Here is an 18,139-nt window from a genome sequence, read left to right on the forward strand (position 1 = left end):
GTTTAAAGGGGGGATCTGGTGCTGAAGGGGAGGATTGAACTCCCGACCTCGTCATTACCAATGACGCGCTCTACCACTGAGCTACTCCAGCACTGTGGGCGGGTGATTAGACCCATTCGCAATATGGTGCAAGCGTAATCTGGACCATATCGGTCCGCTGCGCTAGACAATCGACATGTCAAAGGATACCGCCCCACAAAAGCCGCCAAAACCCAATGTATTGCGGGAAGACAGGCTGAAAGCCGCGCTGAAAGCCAATATGGGCCGACGCAAGGCGCAAGCGCGTGCGCGCAGCGACAAAAGCCAAAGCGACGACACGCAAAATAATAACGCGCAGACAGATAACGGGCCGACCGGCCAAACCAAGGAAGGCTGAAGGATGGATTCGATTGTGGTCAAAGGCGGCGGTGCGCTGTCGGGACAAATTCCGATTGCGGGGGCCAAGAACGCTTGTCTGACGCTTATGCCCGCGACCCTGCTGTCCGAAGAGCCGCTGACGCTGACCAACGCGCCGCGCCTGTCCGACATCCGCACCATGACCGAATTGCTGCGGTCCCTTGGGGCAGAGGTGACATCGATGCAGGACGGTCAGGTTCTGGCGATGTCGTGTCATGGCGAGATCAACACGCGCGCCGAATATGACATCGTGCGCAAGATGCGCGCGTCGAACCTTGTGCTGGGGCCGCTGCTGGCCCGCGAAGGGCACGCGCAGGTATCACTGCCGGGCGGCTGCGCGATTGGTGCGCGTCCGATGGATATTCACACCGATGGTCTGGCCCTAATGGGCGCAGAGATCGACTTGCGTGACGGTTATCTGCACGCCAAGGCGCAAGGCGGGGCATTGAAAGGTGCGGTCATCGACTTCCCCTTTGCCTCTGTCGGCGCGACCGAGAACATCATGATGGCTGCGACCTTGGCCAAGGGCACGACGGTAATCAACAACGCCGCACGCGAGCCCGAGATCGTGGATCTCGCGGATTGTTTGCGTGCTATGGGCGCGCAGATCGAAGGCGACGGCACCAGCCGGATCGAGATTCAGGGCGTTGACCGTCTGCATGGGGCGACCCACCGTGTTGTGACCGACCGGATCGAACTGGGCACCTATATGCTCGCCCCGGCGATGTGCGGTGGCGAGGTTGAATTGCTGGGCGGGCGCATCGACCTGCTGTCGGCTTTCTGCGAAAAGCTTGACGCGGCAGGGATCGACGTGACCGAGACGGACAAAGGTCTGAAAGTCGCGCGGCGCAATGGCGTGATCAACGCGGTAAATGTCACGACCGAACCTTTCCCCGGTTTCCCCACCGACCTGCAAGCCCAGATGATGGCGCTGCTGTGTACAGCGGACGGTACCTCGGTGCTGGAAGAGAAAATCTTCGAGAACCGCTTTATGCACGCGCCCGAGCTGATCCGCATGGGGGCCGATATCGAGGTCCACGGCGGCACCGCGACGGTGCACGGCGTCAAAAAGCTGAAAGGTGCGCCGGTGATGGCGACCGATCTGCGCGCATCGATTTCCCTGATCCTTGCCGGTATGGCCGCCGAAGGCGAAACGCGCGTCAGCCGTGTCTATCATCTGGATCGCGGGTACGAACATGTGGTGGCTAAACTGCGCGGCGTGGGCGCAAATATTGAACGGATCAAAGACCAATGACCGAAGATGCACGTTTCGAAGACGGGCGCGAAGCTCCGCTGAACCTCGGCGCGCTGGATGCTGATGACCTCAAGGTGATCTCCTCGCTGGCGCAGGATGCCGTGTTTCCGGGATCGGAAATGCGCTGGCTGCAAAAAGAGGGGCGCTTTGCCCTGTTGCTGAACCGCGTGCGGTGGGAAGACGCGGGCAAATCGCGCCACGCCCCGGAACGCGTGCAAACAATCTTGATGTTCAGCAACGTGCAGCGCGTGTCCAGCCAAGGCGTGAACAAGGGGGATGCGGATACCATCCTGTCGCTGTTGCAGATCGAGTTCACCGAAACCGATGCGCCCTCGGGCGACGTGCTGCTAACCCTCGCGGGGGACGGTGTGATCCGGCTGACGGTCGAAGCGCTGGATGTGACCTTGAAGGATGTGACGCGCCCCTATGTGGCCCCGTCGCGCAAGCTGCCGGAACATCCGGCCTAAGCGTTCTTCCACATTCTGTGCCGTGCGGGTCGCCCGCGTGGCATCCCTTCAAAGCCCATTGCACGTTGCAAAGGACATCCGATGCCCCAATTCCTAGACTTCGATCAGCCCGATTTCGAACAGGCGTTCACCGCGCTGCTTTCTGCCAAACGTGAAGACAGCCCCGATGTGGACGACACGGTGGCCGAGATCATCGCGCAGGTGCGGTCCAAGGGCGATGCCGCCGTGATCGAGCTGACCCAGAAGTTCGACCGCATCGCGCTGACCCCCGGCACCCTGCGCATCACTGCTGCTGAAGTCGACGCCGCGGTTGCCGAAGTCTCGGACGCGGATCGCACAGCGCTTGAACTCGCTGCGGCGCGTATCCGTGCCTATCACGAACGGCAGCTGCCCGAGGATGCGCAGTGGCAGGACGACGCCGGTGCCACGCTCGGCTGGCGGTGGAGCGCGGTATCCGCCGCAGGGCTTTATGTGCCCGGTGGTCTGGCAAGCTATCCTTCCTCTGTCTTGATGAACGCGATCCCGGCCAAGGTCGCGGGGGTAGAACGGCTTGCGATGGTCGTGCCCACGCCGGACGGGGTGCTGAACCCGCTGGTGTTGCTGGCTGCGCGGCTGGCGGGCGTTGACGAGATTTACCGCATCGGTGGGGCGCAGGCAGTGGCGGCGCTGGCCTATGGCACCGACACGATCCCCCCCGTCGACAAGATCACCGGCCCCGGCAATGCCTATGTCGCTGCCGCGAAACGGCGGGTGTTTGGCAAGGTGGGCATCGACATGATCGCGGGCCCGTCCGAAATTCTCGTGATCGCGGATGGGGACAACGATGCTGACTGGATCGCGCTTGATCTGCTCAGCCAGGCCGAACACGACGAAAGCGCCCAGTCGATCCTGATCACCACGGACAAGGCCTTTGGCCGCGCGGTGTCGGATGCTGTGGATGCACGGCTGGAAACGCTGGAACGGCGCGCGATTGCGGGCACCAGCTGGCGCGAGAACGGGGCGATCATTACCGTGCCGGATCTGGCGACAGCCGCCAAGCTGAGCAACCGTATCGCGCCTGAACACCTTGAACTTTGCGTCGCGGATGTGGATGCGCTAAGTGCGCAGATCACCCACGCGGGCGCGATCTTCCTTGGTCAATGGACCCCCGAGGCGATTGGCGATTACGTTGGCGGGCCGAACCACGTGCTGCCCACGGCACGCTCTGCACGGTTTTCCAGCGGGCTGTCGGTGCTGGACTTTATGAAGCGCACGACACTGGCACGGATGACGCCGGACGCGCTGCGCGCGATCGGCCCGTCGGCGGAACGTCTGGCGCGATCCGAAAGCCTTGAGGCGCACGGTCTGTCGGTCACCGCAAGGCTGCGCAAACTGAACGACTGACGCAACGGCCCTTTGCCCGGCCCGCCGATGTCAATTGTAGAACCCCGCCGCCCGGTCTAAGGTCGGCGGGATAGACACTAAATGAGACGTCCCCATGTCCCGGATCACGCATATCGCGCTTGACGACGCGAACCTGCCCCCGCCCACGCCCGAGATAGAGCAAGAGCGCAAGGTCGCCATGTTTGATCTGCTGGAGGACAATGTTTTTACCCTGCCGTCGCGCGATGATCGCCCGGTGCCACAAGGGCCGTACCATCTGGGCCTGTCGATCCGTGACAAACGGCTGGTGTTTGATGTGAACACCGAAAGCGCTGAAAAGGCGGCGGAATTCCATCTGTCGCTGGGGCCGTTCCGGCAAGTTGTCAAAGACTATTTCCAGATTTGCGAATCCTATTTCGAGGCGGTCAAGAAATCCGCCCCCTCGCAGATCGAGACCATCGATATGGCACGGCGCGGGATCCACAACGAAGGGTCTCGGGTGTTGCAAGAGCGGCTTGAAGGCAAGGCCGAGATCGATACAGATACGGCCCGCCGCCTGTTCACCCTCATCTGCGTTCTGCACTACGGCGGCTAGATGACCCAGAAACTGCCCCAATCGGTGCTGTTTTGCTGCGATCACAACGCGGTGCGGTCGCCTATGGCCGAAGGGTTGATGAAAAAGTTCTACGGCACGGGCACCTATGTGCAATCCGTCGGCGTGATGAACGATCTGGAAATCGACGGTTTCTCTATCGCGGTGTGCCAAGAGCTGGACGTGGAACTATCCCGCCACCGGTCCCGCAGTTTCGACGAGATGGAGAATTGGGGCGATGATCTGAGCTCTTTCGATCTGATCATCGCGCTGAGCCCCGCCAGCCAACGCCGCGCGCTGGAACTGACGCGGTTTTATCATCTGACTGTGGAATATTGGCCGATCCTCGACCCGACAGGGTTGGGGGAAACGCGCGATGCCAAGATCGCGCAATACCGCGCCGCCCGTGATCAGATCAAAGACCGTCTGATTGACCGTTTCGGCCCGCCTTCGCGGCCACAGATCTAGGGCAGGGGCGTGCCCCTGCCGCCGGTGTCACGGTCTTAGGTGGCGCTGCACAGGGTCGATGCTGTCTGGCCATAGGCTTTCCATACAGCCCAGAAATCATTGTCGCTTTTGCGGTCGGACTGGCGCGCCTCTTGCAGGCTGTGAGGGTCCGAGAAAACGCGTACGCCACGGCGCTGTTCTGACGAAGAAAGCTCTTTGTCGGCAACGGCTTGGATACAGCCGCAGCGCGCCGCGCTCGCCTGTTTGCGCCCCGATTTCATGCAGGCGTTGTGGATCGGCCCGGTGGCGAACAAGACAGCGCCCCGGCCAAAGCCGCCGCTGGGGTTATAGCCGCGCGGTCCGCCGCAAGCGGCCAGCGTGCCAACAACACAGATCATCGTGAAAAGTCGTACCATCGTTTTGCCTCATCTCTCGGACGCCGGGTTGATCCCGAGGCTGCCCTAACTGCTGCTGGCATTTATGCCGGAAAACTGCAGATTGAGCAATTCACGATTGGGGGCGCAAAACGGAAATGCCTTTGCCCGAACAGGTCGGGCAAAGGCGTGTGTTGCTTAGAACTTCCAGCGCGCACCAACGAAGGTCACGTCCAGATCCTGATAGGAGGCCGACGGATCGTCGAAGTCATAGGTGCGGTGTGTTGCGTAAAGCTCGGTGTTGTACGCGTCGAGGCGCTGAACAACGGCGACACCCACGGAAGAGGTGCTGGACCCTGCGACGACAAAGTCGTTCCCGTCGTAGTAATCAACGGAGAAGGATGTCGAACCCGCCGCGATGTAATCACGGGTGATGCCCGCTTTGATGTAGGCGTAGTCTGCGTCACCCGCAACGCGGCGACCTGCGGAAACCGCGAGGTTCAGACCGGTTGGTTGGTGCAGAACAGCGGCGGAGCCCATGACCAGATCGTTGCTGGTGTCGCGGAACGAATAGCCCAAGCGCGCGTCGACCGAATAGTCACCGTAGTCTTGAACGTAGCGTGTGCCGACATCGGTGTAGTCGTTGTCATCGCCCGAGCTCAGGACTTCCTGACCGTAGGAAACCGATGCGGAGAAGCCGTTGAACACAGGTGTGTCATAGCGCACGCGGAAACGGCGGCTGCCGTCGAAAGAGCTGTTGGTGCCCCCGATTGTAACGCTCGACAGCGTGCCATCCGCGAAACGCAGTTGCTGGCTGCCCGCGATGTCGCTGATGCCCACATAGGCGGCAACACCGGTGCCCGAGAAGTCAGCTTCGGCCGAGCCATCTGTCGACGTGCTGCCTTGACCAAACGAGAAGATACCCGCGTTTGGCGTGCGGTATGTCAGGTCCAGTTTGCGCAGTTCGGTACGGTGGTAGTCGAAATCCAGGCTGTCGTCGTCGCCATTGATGGCGGAGGACCCGGTCAGGCCAAGGCCTGCTTCGAAGGTCAGACGCAGTTCGGACCCGTTTTGCAGCGCTTGGGTCATGGTCAGACCAACGCGGCTGTTGGAGTTGTCGTTGTCGATAAACGTGGTGTTTGTGTCTTCACCATCGTCAACGCTCAGAACGCCAAAGTTCAGTTGGCCGTAAACGTCCCAGACGGGGCCTTCTTGGGCCTGTGCCAGCGCGGGAAGCGACGCCAGACCAAGGGCTGCAACGGTCACTGTGCCAAGCGAGTGTTTCATCTTCATCTCAAAATTCCTTATTCGCCCGATCTGCAAGGGTGCAGACCATTTGAGAAGGCCGATCTAACGCCCCCGCCCGCAGGATAAAACCATAAGGCAGCCATACGAAATGCCGGTGTTGCAACATTGCTAAAGGGGGCGGTACCGCGCAGTACTGCCAAGCGCCTTGATATATTGGCGTTGGCGGCGGTATGCGGTTTCTGCATGGCAGGTGACCGCGAAAAAATCACATCCCCCCTTTGACGTTTGCGATCAGAATGCAGGTAAATCCGCCGACGCGCGTCAAATGCCCTAAGGATCAAGGGGAACAGGCGATCCAGCCCATTGACCAGCGCTTGAATCCGCACCATATCCTTGCCTCATGACACCACTTTCACATATCCGCAATTTCTCCATCGTCGCGCACATCGATCATGGTAAATCCACGCTCGCCGATCGCCTGATCCAAGAGACGAACACCGTTTCCCTGCGCGATATGAAAGCGCAGATGCTCGACTCGATGGATATCGAGCGCGAGCGCGGGATCACGATCAAGGCCCAGACGGTGCGGATCAACTACACCGCCCAGAACGGCGAGGAATATATCCTCAACCTGATCGACACACCCGGTCACGTCGACTTTGCCTACGAGGTCTCTCGCTCCATGCGCGCGGTCGAAGGATCGCTGCTGGTCGTGGACAGCACCCAAGGCGTCGAGGCGCAGACGCTCGCCAACGTGTATCACGCGATTGATGCGGATCACGAGATCGTGCCGGTTCTCAACAAGATCGACCTGCCTGCGTCCGACTGCGACCGCGTGGCGGAACAGATCGAGGATGTGATCGGGATCGATGCTTCCGAAGCGATCCGTGTTTCGGCCAAGACAGGTCAGGGCATTGTCGAAACGCTTGAAGCCATCGTGCATAAGCTGCCCGCGCCAAAGGGCACGCAGGACGCGCCGTTGAAGGCAATGCTGGTCGATTCATGGTACGACAGCTATCTGGGCGTCATCGTTCTGGTGCGGATCATGGATGGTCAGCTGAAAAAAGGCGACCGTATCCGCATGATGCAGAATGGGTCGGTGCACCACGTCGACCGTATCGGCGTCTTCCGTCCCGCCATGACCGAGATCGACAGCCTCAACCCCGGCGAGATCGGGTTTCTGACCGCATCGATCAAACAGGTCCGCGACACACGGGTCGGGGATACAATCACGCACGAGAAAAAGGGCACCGAAACCCCGCTGCCGGGCTTTAAACCAGCGCAGCCCGTGGTGTTCTGTGGTCTGTTCCCCGTGGACGCCGCCGAGTTCGAAGACCTGCGCGACAGTATTGAAAAGCTGGCGCTGAACGACGCGTCTTTCAGCTTCGAGATGGAAACATCCGCCGCCCTGGGTTTCGGTTTCCGCTGCGGCTTCCTTGGCCTGCTGCACCTTGAAGTCATTCGTGACCGGATCGAGCGCGAGTATGACATCGACCTGATCACCACCGCGCCGTCGGTTATCTATGACATCCATATGAAAGACGGCACGGTCGAGCAGTTGCACAACCCCGCCGACATGCCCGACCTGACCTTCGTGGATCACATCGAAGAACCACGCATCAAGGCGACCATCCTTGTGCCGGATGAATATCTTGGTGACGTGCTCAAGCTGTGCCAGGACCGCCGCGGCATCCAGATGGACCTGACCTATGCGGGCAGTCGCGCGATGGTTGTCTATGATCTGCCGCTGAACGAAGTGGTTTTCGACTTCTATGACCGGTTGAAGTCGGTCACCAAGGGCTATGCCTCGTTCGACTATCAGATGATCGGCTACCGTCAGGATGCGCTGGTCAAGATGTCTATTCTGGTCAACGACGAACCTGTGGATGCGCTCAGCACTATGGTGCACCGCGACCGCGCCGAAATGCGCGGCCGGGCCATGGTTGAAAAGCTCAAGGATCTGATCCCGCGTCACATGTTCAAGATCCCGATTCAGGCGGCCATCGGCGGCAAGGTGATCGCGCGCGAAACCCTATCGGCGATGCGCAAGGATGTGACCGCGAAATGCTACGGCGGCGACGCCTCGCGGAAACGCAAGCTGTTGGATAAACAGAAGGCGGGTAAGAAGAAAATGCGCCAGTTCGGCAAGGTCGACATCCCGCAAGAGGCATTTATCTCTGCCTTGAAGATGGACAGCTAAGACGATTATTCCAAAAGGGGCGCTTCATGCGCCCCTTTTCGTTGGGACGACACCAAAGGTCAGGGCAGCCTTGTCATCTGTGCAGGCACCGCCCCACCGTCCAGCAGCCGCGCCAGACAAGCGTGGGTGAACCCCCAGATATCTTCGTCGTGCACCAGATGGTGGGTCAAAAACCCCAAGGGTTCCTGCGGGTCCGTCAGCCCTTTGCGGCGGTCCTGCAGCAGTTTGGTGATATCCGCAATCAGCGTGTCCGGCGGGACAAGGCTGCGGGTGCCGCGCCAGAAAATCGGGTCGATATGGGTGTTGATCTGCACCAGCCCCGGGGCGGCAATCCGGTTATCCCGCGGCAGATAGGTCGACACCCCGACATAGCCTGCGTCTGCCAGCACCGGCAGCAACCCATCGTCCAACCGGTTCCACGGCGGCACAAAGATCGGCAGCAGGTCGTCGCCGAAAAGCTGTTGCATCCGGTTCAGCGCTTGGGCGAGCTCGTGGGCCGCATCGGGGCGCGGGTGTCCGAACTCTGCCTTTTTGGCCCCGTCGGGCGCGTGGCTGATATGCTGCCAGCCATGCACCAGCGGACGGATCAGCGGACGGTCCTTGCTATAGGCGGCAAGCGCGGGTTCTGCATGTTCAGGGATCACGGCGATATGCGCGGGCAGGGACAGATCCTCGGCCAGTGCGGCAAGGCGATCCAGCGCGGGGGTTGGGGCGATGGCATCATCATCGCGCCACCAGATCGGCAGGTGCAATCCCTCTGCGCGCCATATTGCAAGCTCGGCGTCAAGATTGGCCCAATCCACGGTCATCGCGTGCCCTTTCGCATCGCCTCGGTCAGGGTGACCGTCCTCGCGGCCCCGTCAAACCCGTCTGTCTGCGCAGGCCGGGTCGGGGCGGCGTGCAGAGTTGCCAAGGCGGATAGCAACCTGTCCGGTGTCAGATCGGTGCTGCGCAGCACCTCGATCCCCGGTAGCGCGGACAGCGCATCGGCGCGCAGCCCTTGTTCCACCTCGTTGCCGGCGTCAAAGGGGACAAACAGCGCGCGCACCCCGCTTTGCAGCACATCCAGCGCGGTATTGTAGCCGCACAAAGAGACAGAGGCGGCGGCGTGATGCAGCATCTGGCGGAATTCGGGGCGCGCCGGTTCGATCACCACATTCGCGGGGGCATCCTGCATCAGCGCGGCACTGCGTGCGGCCGCATCCTGCCCCCCCAGCAGCAAGCGCCAGACCCGCCCCGCATCACGCGCGGCCGCGGCGCGGCAGGTGTCGAACACATGCGCGCCTACATCGCCGCCCCCTGCGCTGACGATAATCTCGTCCGCGCCAAGCCGGTCGGGATGGGGGCTGGCGGGGGGCGGTGCGACGAAACCGGTATAGCGCAGCTTGCCCTGCATCGCGCCGGACACCGGCCAGCTGAGCGAGAGCGGCGTCACGGTCTCGTCCGCATGGACCAGCACCGCATCGTAATACTGCGCAACCAGATCATCGGCCAGCTGCGCCTTGGCGGGTTTGGATGGCGGCGCGAGGATATCGCGCACCGATGCGCAGATCAGTGGGCGCGCGGGCAGGGCATCTGCGGCGTCAAGTAGGGCCATGAACTCTGCCTTGAGGGTGCGGCGCCCAAAGGGGAACAGTTCGGTGATCAGCAGATCGGGGGCGCGGGTCTGGATGTGGGTGACCAGCATCTCGCGCCGCGCGGCCTTCAACGCTTCAGAGGCGACCGCACCATGTTCATCCAGCAGCCGTGCGAAATCCACACCGTCAGAGCGCAGCGGCGGCAGTTGCACCACGTCAACGCCGTCGCTGTTCAACTGCGGTGCGGGCATCCCGCCCGAGACGACCTGCACATCATGCCCCGCCGCCCCATAGGCGCGGCCAAGGGTCAGGGCGCGGGCCAGATGGCCGGTGCCCAGCAGATGTGTGACGACGATGCTGACCTTCATAAGCGCGGCTCCAGTCGGATGGGATCAGGGTGGGCGGTCCAACCCTTGGGTGAAATATCCAGTAGATATAAGCGGTTGCGCTTGATCTGAAAGGGGGCGGGGCCAGCGAAATCCCAGCCGGTCGCATGGGCCAGCAAAACACGCATCACGCCGATATGGCAGACGGCGACAGTGTCGCGCGTCAAGCCGTTGGCCCAAGGGATCAGCCGTTCGCGCAGGCTGTCGGGGCTTTCGCCGCCGGGTGGGGTGTAGCCCCAGCCCCAATCCTCGATATCGCGGAACCCGCTGGTGGGGTCTGCCTTAAGCTCTACGCCGTGCAGCCCTTCCCACTTGCCCCAGTCCATCTCCATCAGCGCGGGCGCGGTTTTCGGCGCGCGGTCTGCGACCAGTCGGGCGGTTTCAACGGCGCGGGACAGGGGGCTTGATACAAGATCGGCACGGTCCCAAGGCACGGGCAATGCCAGCGCCGCCAGACCAGCGCGGGCGTCATCATCCAGCGGGATATCTGTGCGCCCTTGAATGCGGCCCGCACGGTTCCAGCCTGTATGCCCGTGGCGGAGCAGGGCAAGCCGGATCATGGGCGCACCCCGCAGCTTTCCAACCCCGCCAGCAAGGTCGCGGTGGCAGTGGGAAGCAGATGATGTTGCGCAACAAAATCGCGGGCGGCTTGGGCGCGTGTGTGGCGTAGGTTTGTATCCGACAGCAGCGCTGTGATCTGTGCGGCAAGCGGGGCGGTGCCGCTTTCCGGCGCGGGATAGGAGGCAGGGGCCAGCACATCGCGCACGCCGGGGCGGTCTTGGGCTACGACGGGCAGGCCCGCGGCCTGCGCCTCCAGATAGGCGAGACCAAAGGCTTCGTTCACCCCGGGCCAGAACAGCAGCGATGCATGGCGATAGGCGGCGGCCATGGCGGTCGCATCAAGCTCCCCAAGAAACCGAACCGCATCGCCAAAGGGGGCCATCATCGTCTCTATCTCGGTGCGGGCGGGGCCGTCACCCGCGATATCCAGCCGCCAGCTGTCTGCTGGCAGCAGCGCCAGCGTCTCCGCGATGATCTGATACGAGGCGCGTTTGTCCCCGTCGCGCAGCATACCCACAGCCAGCATCGGGCCATCCAGCGCGGACGGCACAGGCAAAGCGTCCTGTGCGAGAAACGGCGGCAGATGCACCAGCCGCTGCCCCGCGGTCTGATCGCGGCGCAGCGTTTCGGCATCGCGGTGCGTGAGGTAAAAGATCACATCCGCCGCGTCGCTTGCGGCCTCGGCAGCTAGGGCGAAACCGGCCCACGGGCCTGTCAGCCGTTTGCGCGCACGGCTGGATTCGACCAGCAGATAGGGTATGCCAAGGGCGCGGGCAACGGCGGGGCCGATCAGGTCGGGGGCCTTGTAATAGTTATGATAGGTGATCCACGCCTGCCAGCCTTCGGTACGACCGCGGACGATGGCTTGGGGCACTTCGGCCTCGGCAGCATTGAACAGCAGGGTCTGCGCCGCGCTGTCGCCCGCCCCGTCGCGGCTGCGCAGGGTGCTGGCGACTGTAACCGTCGCGCCCCCCCGTTGCAGCGCGGCCATCAGCCCACGCGCGATCGCCCGATCCCCCGAGGGTACCGGATGATCAGGCGACTTTAACGGAGCGTAGAACGCAAGCCGCATCAGCCGCCCTGTGCCAGCATCGCCGTCAGCCGCTTGTGGAGCTGGCGAATGCCGGGGGCCATGGTGAATTCTGCATGCAGCCGGTCGTGGGCGGCCTCGGCCAGCCGAGGGCCAAGCGATGGATCCTCCGCAAAACGCTGCATCGCCTCGGCAAGGGCGGCGGGGGCATCGTCGCTTAACACGCCGGTGGTGCCGCTGGTGATGAACTCGGGGATGGCGGATACGGGCGTGCTGAGCAGCGGAAGCTTCTGGCTTGCCGCTTCCATCAGCACGTTGGGCAGCCCGTCGCGGTCGCCGTCCTTGGCAATGCGCGAGGGCAGCACGAACAGATCGGCGGCACGCATGGCCGCGATCACCTCTGGCTGGTCGCAGGCCCCGCGCCAAGTGATCCGGTCGTTGATCCCGTGCATTTCTGCGCGTGCTTTCATCGGTTCCGACAGGTCCCCGCCGCCGATATGGGTCCAGTGCCAGTCAAACTCATTCGGCAGCAGCGCCAGCGCGTCGATCAGGTTATCAAAGCCCTTTTTCTCGACCATGCGCCCGACAGACATCATCTGGAACGGGTCGCTTTTGGCGCGTTGGACCCGGGTTGGCGGTTCGGGGAAACGCGCCAGATCCAGCCCGTGATAGACCAGATCAATCCGGCCCGGGGCGGAGGTAAGACTGCGCAGATGTTGCGCGTTAAAGTCCGTGCAGGTGGCACCAAAGGCGGCACCGTGGCTGGCGGGGTCCAGCTTTTCGCGCAACTCCCATTCGGGCGAGGTCCAGATGTCCTTGGCGTGGGCAGAAAAGCTCCACGGTAGTCCGCGCAGGATCGCGGCATAGCGCGCGACCGAGGACGGGGTGTGCAGGAAATGCGCATAGATGCCGCGGGTCTCGGCGGGAAGCTCATGTGCCATGACGCAGGCCTGCCCAAAGCGGCGATGGCGGTTAGGGGTGTCGTCGCGGGCAAGGTCTTGTTGGAAAACCTCCCATGCTGCGTCGTAGCCGGGCATGGCTTTCGCGGCCTCTTGTGCTGCGGCCACACGTTCGGGATCGTCGCGCAGGTATTCCGGCAAATAGCGCACGCGCGCTTGCAGCCGGTCGTGCAACGGGTGGGTTTTCGTATCGGTCGGGTGGCGCAACGACCAGATGTCGAACCGCAGACCGGCTTCTTCAAGGGCGACAAGTTCTTGTGCGATGAAGGTCTCGGACAGGCGCGGCCAGCCTTTGACCACAATGGCGAGGGGGGCGGGGGTGTCGGTCATGCGCCACCGCCCATCAGGGCGCGGCCCCGTTCAACCACCACGTCAAGCCCGTCCAGCAGCCCGTCTGCACCGGCTTGCGAGGGTTTGTTCTGATGCGGCAGGTTGCGGATTGCGGCGATCATTGCCTGCGGTGTCATGCCATCACGGGTTTCTTCCAACATGCGGACAAGCCCAAGCTCTTCGGCGCGGCTGGCGCGGATCCATTGTTCCAACCGGGGCACGGTACGCGGCACGATGACGGCGCGTTTGTCAAAAGACAGCACCTCGCAGAAGGTGTTGTAACCGCCCATGCAAACCACGCCTTCAGCCCCGACATAAAGCTGTTCGATCCGGCTATCAAAGCCAAGCGCGGTCACCCGCCCGCCCAGCTTGGCCACCCGCGCGTCAAAGGCGTCGCGGACGTCGCCGGACAGGAAGGGGCCGTAGATCAGCTTGGCATTTGGCGTCAGGTCGGGGTCTTGCTCGTAGGCGTCCAGCACCAGCGACACCATCGCGGCACCGTCCCCGCCGCCGCCGGGGGTAATCAGCACATAGGGTTCTTCGGCGAGGGGCGTTTCGTCCGGGGCCTCGCGGCGCAGGTAGCCGGTCCAATGCATCCGGTCGTGGGCCGCCTGCGACAGGGGCAGCCCCTTGGTCGGGTCATAGACATCGCGCATGCCGTAGACCCAAATCTCGTCATAGTATTTCTCGGTCGCTTCAACCGCGCCCTTGCGTTCCCATTCGGCGGCCAGCACCTCGGGTTCGTCCAGCACGTCGCGCAGGCCCAGCACGACTTTGGTGGTGCCATTCTCGCGCAGCCAGTCAAGGCTGGGCAGCAGTTCCCCGCGAAAGCCCGTCGGCTCTTTATCCACGATCAGCAGATCGGGGGTGTATTCCTCGATCGCGGTGCGGATCAGACCGGCCCGCAGGGAGGTAACCTCGTCGATATCAAGGCCAAGCGTTTGCGCCACATAGCTGCCGTCGGCCAGCTTCGTCACGCCGGGTAGGCGGATGTGGTCGACGCCTTTGGGAAAGGTGAAACGCCCCGCGACGGGCGATCCGGTCAGGATGATGGCCGAGGCATCTTCGTCGCCGTCCATCAAGGCGGCAGCCAGTGCGCGCGACCGCCGTAAGTGGCCCAATCCAAAGGTGTCGTGGCTATAGAAAAGCACCCGCCGCGCTGGTTTGCCATTGCGGGCGTTGTTCGAGACCGTTTGGCGCATGGGCCGATCCTAACTTAGTCAAATATCCTTGGCCGCACCTATCAGTCTGGCGGCTAGAAAGCGTTTATTGTCGAAGGCAGGTGAACCCGTCCCGCCCGATGCACCCAGAAACCGAATACACTCACATCACCTTGGCCTGCCGGTCGAACAGCCCAATAAGAATACCTTAGGCATCTATGGTGAACATGTCATGCATTTCAGCACCTTCCGCCGTCGCCGCCCCTGAATGGGCTGCGAAAACCGGCGTTTGAGCGGGCCAAGCCCGTGGGAAGATGCGGCGCGTGTCATATTCGGCGTCCTTCGCGGTTCATCGTCAGGGGGAGTAGGTGGGGCCGGGGGGTAAAGATTGCAATGGCACGGGGGGCGCCTTAGCGTCTCAAGACTGCGCCCCAAGGCCATGAGCGAGGACATATGCGGCATTTCATCTTCACCCTTCTTTTGTCGCTGTGGGTCTTGCCCTTTGCCAACGCCGCGACGGCGCAAGGGGTTCTGTCCCTTTTGCCAACAGCGCAGGAAACTGCCGTCAGCGATGCAGAAGGCGATGCCGCGCGACTGCAAGAGGTCATCAGACAAGCCGCTGAAAGCGGGGTGAGCGTGGTGGTGGTCGATAGCGCGGGCCAGTTGTTGAACCAGCCCGCATCTGCCCAAGCGACCGAGGGCGACCGGCAAGAGGCGGCGCTGGCCAAGGAAACCTCTGCGCTGATGCACCTGCAAGAACGGGGCAACCAGTTCCGCACTGCCTTGATCGAACGCATCGTGCAGTTGCCCGACGCGATCAACGAGGTGATCTATATTCTGCGGGCCGCCAGCCCGGACGGCACGCTTTGGGCCTTTGGTGAGACGCTGCTGGTGGCGCTCGCGCTGTTTGCCGTCGGGGCCGTGGTCGAGGTGGAGCTGTTCGGCAAGCGAATGGCACGCGGCTTCGTCACCGCCAAAGTGCAGGCGAACCCCGTCGGCTATACCGAAAAGATGCCGTTTCTGGTGTTTCGGTTTTTCATGGGGGTCATCGGCGTTCTGGTGTCGATGGTGGTGGCCTATATTCTGGGCGCGCTGCTGTTTGGACCGCTTGAAGACACGGCGATCCAGTTCACTGTCACGCTGATCAACATCGGCTATTTCGTCTGTCGCGTGGCCGCGGGCCTGTGGCGGATGATCCTGTCACCCTTCCTGTCGCAATACCGCATCCCCGTGTTCAGCGACCGCGACGCCAAACGCCTGCACCGCTGGCTGTGGATGATGGCAAGCCTTGATACCGTCGCGATCCTGTTCGGCATCTGGATCGCTGAACTGGGGCTGAACTATGATGTCTATGCTTTCATCGCCTCCCTGATGTCGGCGGCGATCGTCGTGGCGAATATTCTGATGATCTGGGTCAACCGCAGCCCCATTTCAAACGCGCTGCGGCAGGGCAAGCCCGCGTCGGAATGCAGCGCCGTGGGGCGTTTTATGTCGCGGGCCTGGGCACCGCTGGTGGTGGCCTACGCGATTTTTGCCTGGTTCGAACTGACCTATGATCTGGTGCTCGAGAACCCAAGCTCCGTGCCTCTGATCGCGGGGGCCTATGGTATTCTGGTGTCGATTATCGTGGTCTACGGCGTGATCAACTATGCTATTGAACGCGGCTTTGCCCGCGCGCGCATGATACGCCGCCTGAACGAGCTGCGCCGCGAAAAGCGCGCTGATGCCGCCTTGGACGAGGATGCGCCCGAGGCCGCCGGCACAGCGCAAGCGGATGATACCATGTCGCTGGACGAGGCTGACAGACAGGCGGCAATGGTGCCACGCCAAAGTCTCACCAGCTTTGAAGGTCTGGCGCGGCGCGTGGCCGGTATCCTCGCCTTTGTTACGGGGGCCTATGCGTTCTTCTATATCTGGGACACAGAAGCAACGTTGATGGTCGAAAGCCACGCGGACAAGCTGCTGGACGTGATGGTGATCCTGTTTATCGGCTACGTCGTCTATCACGCCTTCCGCATCTGGATCGACAGCAAGATCGAGGCCGAAACCGCCGACCAGCCCGAGGCGGAACTGGGCGACGAAGGCAGCGGCGCGTCCTCTGCCAGCCGATTGGCAACGCTGCTGCCGCTGTTTCGCAACTTTGTCCTGATCGTTCTGATCGTGACCATCGCCCTCATCGTGTTGATGGAATTCGGGATCAATGTCGGCCCGCTGTTCGCCGGTGCGGGGATCGTCGGTGTTGCCGTCGGCTTTGGCAGTCAGGCACTGGTGCGCGATATCTTTGCCGGCGCGTTCTTTCTGTTCGACGATGCCTTCCGCAAGGGGGAATACCTTGATGTGGGCGGCGTGAAGGGCACGGTCGAGAAAATCTCGGTCCGGTCGTTCCAGTTGCGCCACCATCTGGGCGCGCTGCACACCATTCCCTTTGGCGAGCTGCAGGTGATGACCAACTACAGCCGCGACTGGGTGATCATGAAGCTGCCGTTACGGGTGACCTATGACACCGATGTCGAACGCGTTCGCAAGCTGATCAAAAAGCTTGGCATCGCGCTGCTGGATGACCCGGTGATCGGCGACAACTTTATCCAGCCGCTGAAATCGCAGGGCGTGATTGAAATGCAGGATTCCGCGATGATCATCCGGGTCAAGTTCATGACCAAACCGGGGGATCAATGGCTGGTGCGCAAGAAGGTCTATGAGGAAATCCGAGCCTTGTTTGAGCGCGAAGGAATCCGTTTTGCCCATCGGGAGGTCACTGTGCGTCTGGCCGACGGTAAGGTCAAAGACCTGAGCGACGAGGAACGCGATGCGGTGACCGCAGCGGCGCAGACATCGCTGGAAGAAGAGGCACAAACCGGCCCGGAGCCGGGCGGGGACGACCGATAGCCGCGTCTCGCGCAGTTGTGACATTGAAACGACGGCGGCGGGCGCTAGCATCATCTTCACCTGCAACAGGAGAATTCCCATGAAACAGTCCAGACGCCAATTCCTGACGACCACCGTCGCCACTGCCGGGGTTGTGACGCTACTGCCTTATGCCGCGCAAGCCGCGGCTCACGGCGGAAATATGTTCCCCATGACCGGCGGCGAGGTCAAAGTGCACCCCATCGACCACGCGTCCTTTGTGATGGAGACGCCAGCCGGCGTGATCTACTGCGATCCCGTGGGCGAGGTCGCCAACTACAGCGATTTTGCCACCCCCGATCTGATCCTGATCACCCACGAGCACGGCGATCACTATAACGCCGAAACACTGGCCGGTGTGGTGGGCGAAAACACGCAGATCCTTACCAATCCTGCCGTCTACGATATGCTGCCCGAGGCACTGAAGGCCAAGGCGAATGCACTGGCCAATGGCGAGCAGGCGATGTTCAACGAGGTCTCGATCGAGGCGATCCCCGCCTATAACACCACCGAAGAACGCAAGCAGTTCCACCCGCAGGGGCGTGACAACGGCTATATCGTGAACCTCAGCGATTTCCGCGTGTATATCTCGGGCGATACCGAAGCGACGCCGGAGATGCTGGCGCTAGAGAATATCGATCTGGCGTTTGTCTGTATGAACCTGCCGTTTACCATGGACGCGACCTCGGCCGCGGCTGCGGTGTCGACGTTCAAACCCTCCTTCGTCTACCCCTACCATTACCGTGGGCGCGACGACGGCACGCAAGACCCCGCCGCCTTTGCCGCCATGGTCGGCGAGGGGATCGAAGTCAAAATGGGCGACTGGTACTAACCCGGCGCAGCGGGGGGCCAACCCCCCGCACCCCCCGGGATTTAGACCATTTGGAACTG

Annotated in this window: 17 protein-coding genes and 1 tRNA gene; 9 read left to right on the plus strand and 9 right to left on the minus strand. The window is 62.1% G+C overall.

Annotated elements, in window-relative coordinates; genetic code table 11:
• Positions 1–16 precede the first annotated feature (16 nt).
• Positions 17–91 (minus strand) — tRNA-Thr (locus ABM428_RS05040).
• 84 nt (positions 92–175) lie between these two features.
• Between ABM428_RS05040 and ABM428_RS05045 the strand changes: the two genes are divergently transcribed.
• From ABM428_RS05045 to ABM428_RS05070, 6 genes are all read left to right on the plus strand, one after another.
• Positions 176–376 carry a hypothetical protein gene (locus ABM428_RS05045; RefSeq protein WP_009826219.1) on the plus strand — a complete coding sequence of 67 codons (201 nt, stop codon included), beginning with the start codon at positions 176–178 and terminating at the stop codon, positions 374–376.
• A gap of 3 nt (positions 377–379) precedes the next feature.
• Positions 380–1,651: a UDP-N-acetylglucosamine 1-carboxyvinyltransferase gene (murA, locus tag ABM428_RS05050; RefSeq protein ID WP_037943535.1), complete on the plus strand. Its 1,272-nt coding sequence runs from the start codon at positions 380–382 to the stop codon at positions 1,649–1,651.
• Positions 1,648–2,118 (plus strand): DUF2948 family protein, encoded by a 471-nt coding sequence (locus ABM428_RS05055; protein ID WP_005851890.1) that lies wholly within the window; start codon positions 1,648–1,650, stop codon positions 2,116–2,118. The genes murA and ABM428_RS05055 overlap by 4 nt, the downstream gene beginning before the upstream one ends.
• A gap of 81 nt (positions 2,119–2,199) precedes the next feature.
• Positions 2,200–3,501: a histidinol dehydrogenase gene (gene hisD / locus ABM428_RS05060; protein ID WP_353628228.1), complete on the plus strand. Its 1,302-nt coding sequence runs from the start codon at positions 2,200–2,202 to the stop codon at positions 3,499–3,501.
• Between the two features lie 94 nt (positions 3,502–3,595).
• Positions 3,596–4,075 (plus strand): UPF0262 family protein, encoded by a 480-nt coding sequence (locus ABM428_RS05065; RefSeq protein WP_009826222.1) that lies wholly within the window; start codon positions 3,596–3,598, stop codon positions 4,073–4,075.
• The gene (locus ABM428_RS05070) at positions 4,076–4,540 is read left to right on the plus strand and encodes a low molecular weight phosphatase family protein (RefSeq protein ID WP_005851897.1); all 465 of its coding nucleotides are present in this window, start codon (positions 4,076–4,078) and stop codon (positions 4,538–4,540) included.
• A 35-nt stretch (positions 4,541–4,575) separates the two neighbouring features.
• On the opposite strand, the gene ABM428_RS05075 is transcribed toward ABM428_RS05070, so the two are convergent.
• Positions 4,576–4,935: a hypothetical protein gene (locus tag ABM428_RS05075; RefSeq protein ID WP_107277672.1), complete on the minus strand. Its 360-nt coding sequence runs from the start codon at positions 4,933–4,935 to the stop codon at positions 4,576–4,578.
• A 156-nt stretch (positions 4,936–5,091) separates the two neighbouring features.
• Positions 5,092–6,186 carry a porin gene (locus ABM428_RS05080; RefSeq protein ID WP_037943540.1) on the minus strand — a complete coding sequence of 365 codons (1,095 nt, stop codon included), beginning with the start codon at positions 6,184–6,186 and terminating at the stop codon, positions 5,092–5,094.
• Between the two features lie 355 nt (positions 6,187–6,541).
• Between ABM428_RS05080 and lepA the strand changes: the two genes are divergently transcribed.
• Positions 6,542–8,341, plus strand: coding sequence for a translation elongation factor 4 (lepA, locus tag ABM428_RS05085; protein ID WP_005851903.1), 1,800 nt, complete (start codon positions 6,542–6,544; stop codon positions 8,339–8,341).
• A gap of 59 nt (positions 8,342–8,400) precedes the next feature.
• Here the strand turns inward: lepA and ABM428_RS05090 are convergent, their stop codons facing one another.
• From ABM428_RS05090 to ABM428_RS05115, 6 genes are read right to left on the minus strand one after another with little or no spacing between them, the layout of a single operon-like run.
• Complete coding sequence (locus ABM428_RS05090; RefSeq protein ID WP_132997039.1) at positions 8,401–9,150, minus strand: polysaccharide deacetylase family protein; 750 nt, start codon at positions 9,148–9,150, stop codon at positions 8,401–8,403.
• On the minus strand, positions 9,147–10,286 hold the full coding sequence (locus ABM428_RS05095) for a glycosyltransferase family protein (protein WP_132997038.1): 1,140 nt from the start codon (positions 10,284–10,286) through the stop codon (positions 9,147–9,149). The genes ABM428_RS05090 and ABM428_RS05095 overlap by 4 nt, the downstream gene beginning before the upstream one ends.
• Positions 10,283–10,864: a histidine phosphatase family protein gene (locus ABM428_RS05100; RefSeq protein ID WP_353628229.1), complete on the minus strand. Its 582-nt coding sequence runs from the start codon at positions 10,862–10,864 to the stop codon at positions 10,283–10,285. Before ABM428_RS05100 ends, ABM428_RS05095 begins: the two co-directional genes overlap by 4 nt.
• Positions 10,861–11,937: a glycosyltransferase family 4 protein gene (locus ABM428_RS05105; protein ID WP_353628230.1), complete on the minus strand. Its 1,077-nt coding sequence runs from the start codon at positions 11,935–11,937 to the stop codon at positions 10,861–10,863. The genes ABM428_RS05100 and ABM428_RS05105 overlap by 4 nt, the downstream gene beginning before the upstream one ends.
• A complete protein-coding gene (locus tag ABM428_RS05110) occupies positions 11,937–13,184 on the minus strand; it encodes a glycosyltransferase family 4 protein (protein WP_353628231.1) in 1,248 nt (415 codons plus the stop codon). Before ABM428_RS05110 ends, ABM428_RS05105 begins: the two co-directional genes overlap by 1 nt.
• Complete coding sequence (locus tag ABM428_RS05115; protein WP_353628232.1) at positions 13,181–14,386, minus strand: glycosyltransferase; 1,206 nt, start codon at positions 14,384–14,386, stop codon at positions 13,181–13,183. Before ABM428_RS05115 ends, ABM428_RS05110 begins: the two co-directional genes overlap by 4 nt.
• 411 nt (positions 14,387–14,797) lie before the next feature.
• Here ABM428_RS05115 and ABM428_RS05120 point away from each other — a divergent pair, with 411 nt between their 5' ends.
• Positions 14,798–17,230 carry a mechanosensitive ion channel family protein gene (locus ABM428_RS05120; RefSeq protein ID WP_353628233.1) on the plus strand — a complete coding sequence of 811 codons (2,433 nt, stop codon included), beginning with the start codon at positions 14,798–14,800 and terminating at the stop codon, positions 17,228–17,230.
• Between the two features lie 79 nt (positions 17,231–17,309).
• A complete protein-coding gene (locus tag ABM428_RS05125; protein ID WP_037963512.1) occupies positions 17,310–18,080 on the plus strand; it encodes an MBL fold metallo-hydrolase in 771 nt (256 codons plus the stop codon).
• Positions 18,081–18,139 lie beyond the last annotated feature (59 nt).

The sequence above is a fragment of the Sulfitobacter sp. TCYB15 genome, assembly GCF_040435955.1.
Classification (GTDB): domain Bacteria; phylum Pseudomonadota; class Alphaproteobacteria; order Rhodobacterales; family Rhodobacteraceae; genus Sulfitobacter; species Sulfitobacter pontiacus.

What these genes read in the sequence shown, in the direction of transcription:
- hisD (WP_353628228.1), top strand. Translation starts at nt 2,200, where the DNA reads ATGCCCCAATTCCTAGACTTCGATCAGCCCGATTTCGAACAGGCGTTC.
- murA (WP_037943535.1), top strand. Translation starts at nt 380, where the DNA reads ATGGATTCGATTGTGGTCAAAGGCGGCGGTGCGCTGTCGGGACAAATT.
- ABM428_RS05070 (WP_005851897.1), top strand. Translation starts at nt 4,076, where the DNA reads ATGACCCAGAAACTGCCCCAATCGGTGCTGTTTTGCTGCGATCACAAC.
- ABM428_RS05055 (WP_005851890.1), top strand. Translation starts at nt 1,648, where the DNA reads ATGACCGAAGATGCACGTTTCGAAGACGGGCGCGAAGCTCCGCTGAAC.
- ABM428_RS05065 (WP_009826222.1), top strand. Translation starts at nt 3,596, where the DNA reads ATGTCCCGGATCACGCATATCGCGCTTGACGACGCGAACCTGCCCCCG.
- ABM428_RS05075 (WP_107277672.1), bottom strand. Translation starts at nt 4,935, where the DNA reads ATGGTACGACTTTTCACGATGATCTGTGTTGTTGGCACGCTGGCCGCT.
- ABM428_RS05120 (WP_353628233.1), top strand. Translation starts at nt 14,798, where the DNA reads ATGCGGCATTTCATCTTCACCCTTCTTTTGTCGCTGTGGGTCTTGCCC.
- ABM428_RS05100 (WP_353628229.1), bottom strand. Translation starts at nt 10,864, where the DNA reads ATGATCCGGCTTGCCCTGCTCCGCCACGGGCATACAGGCTGGAACCGT.
- ABM428_RS05110 (WP_353628231.1), bottom strand. Translation starts at nt 13,184, where the DNA reads ATGACCGACACCCCCGCCCCCCTCGCCATTGTGGTCAAAGGCTGGCCG.
- ABM428_RS05115 (WP_353628232.1), bottom strand. Translation starts at nt 14,386, where the DNA reads ATGCGCCAAACGGTCTCGAACAACGCCCGCAATGGCAAACCAGCGCGG.
- ABM428_RS05105 (WP_353628230.1), bottom strand. Translation starts at nt 11,937, where the DNA reads ATGCGGCTTGCGTTCTACGCTCCGTTAAAGTCGCCTGATCATCCGGTA.
- lepA (WP_005851903.1), top strand. Translation starts at nt 6,542, where the DNA reads ATGACACCACTTTCACATATCCGCAATTTCTCCATCGTCGCGCACATC.
- ABM428_RS05090 (WP_132997039.1), bottom strand. Translation starts at nt 9,150, where the DNA reads ATGACCGTGGATTGGGCCAATCTTGACGCCGAGCTTGCAATATGGCGC.
- ABM428_RS05125 (WP_037963512.1), top strand. Translation starts at nt 17,310, where the DNA reads ATGAAACAGTCCAGACGCCAATTCCTGACGACCACCGTCGCCACTGCC.
- ABM428_RS05045 (WP_009826219.1), top strand. Translation starts at nt 176, where the DNA reads ATGTCAAAGGATACCGCCCCACAAAAGCCGCCAAAACCCAATGTATTG.
- ABM428_RS05080 (WP_037943540.1), bottom strand. Translation starts at nt 6,186, where the DNA reads ATGAAGATGAAACACTCGCTTGGCACAGTGACCGTTGCAGCCCTTGGT.
- ABM428_RS05095 (WP_132997038.1), bottom strand. Translation starts at nt 10,286, where the DNA reads ATGAAGGTCAGCATCGTCGTCACACATCTGCTGGGCACCGGCCATCTG.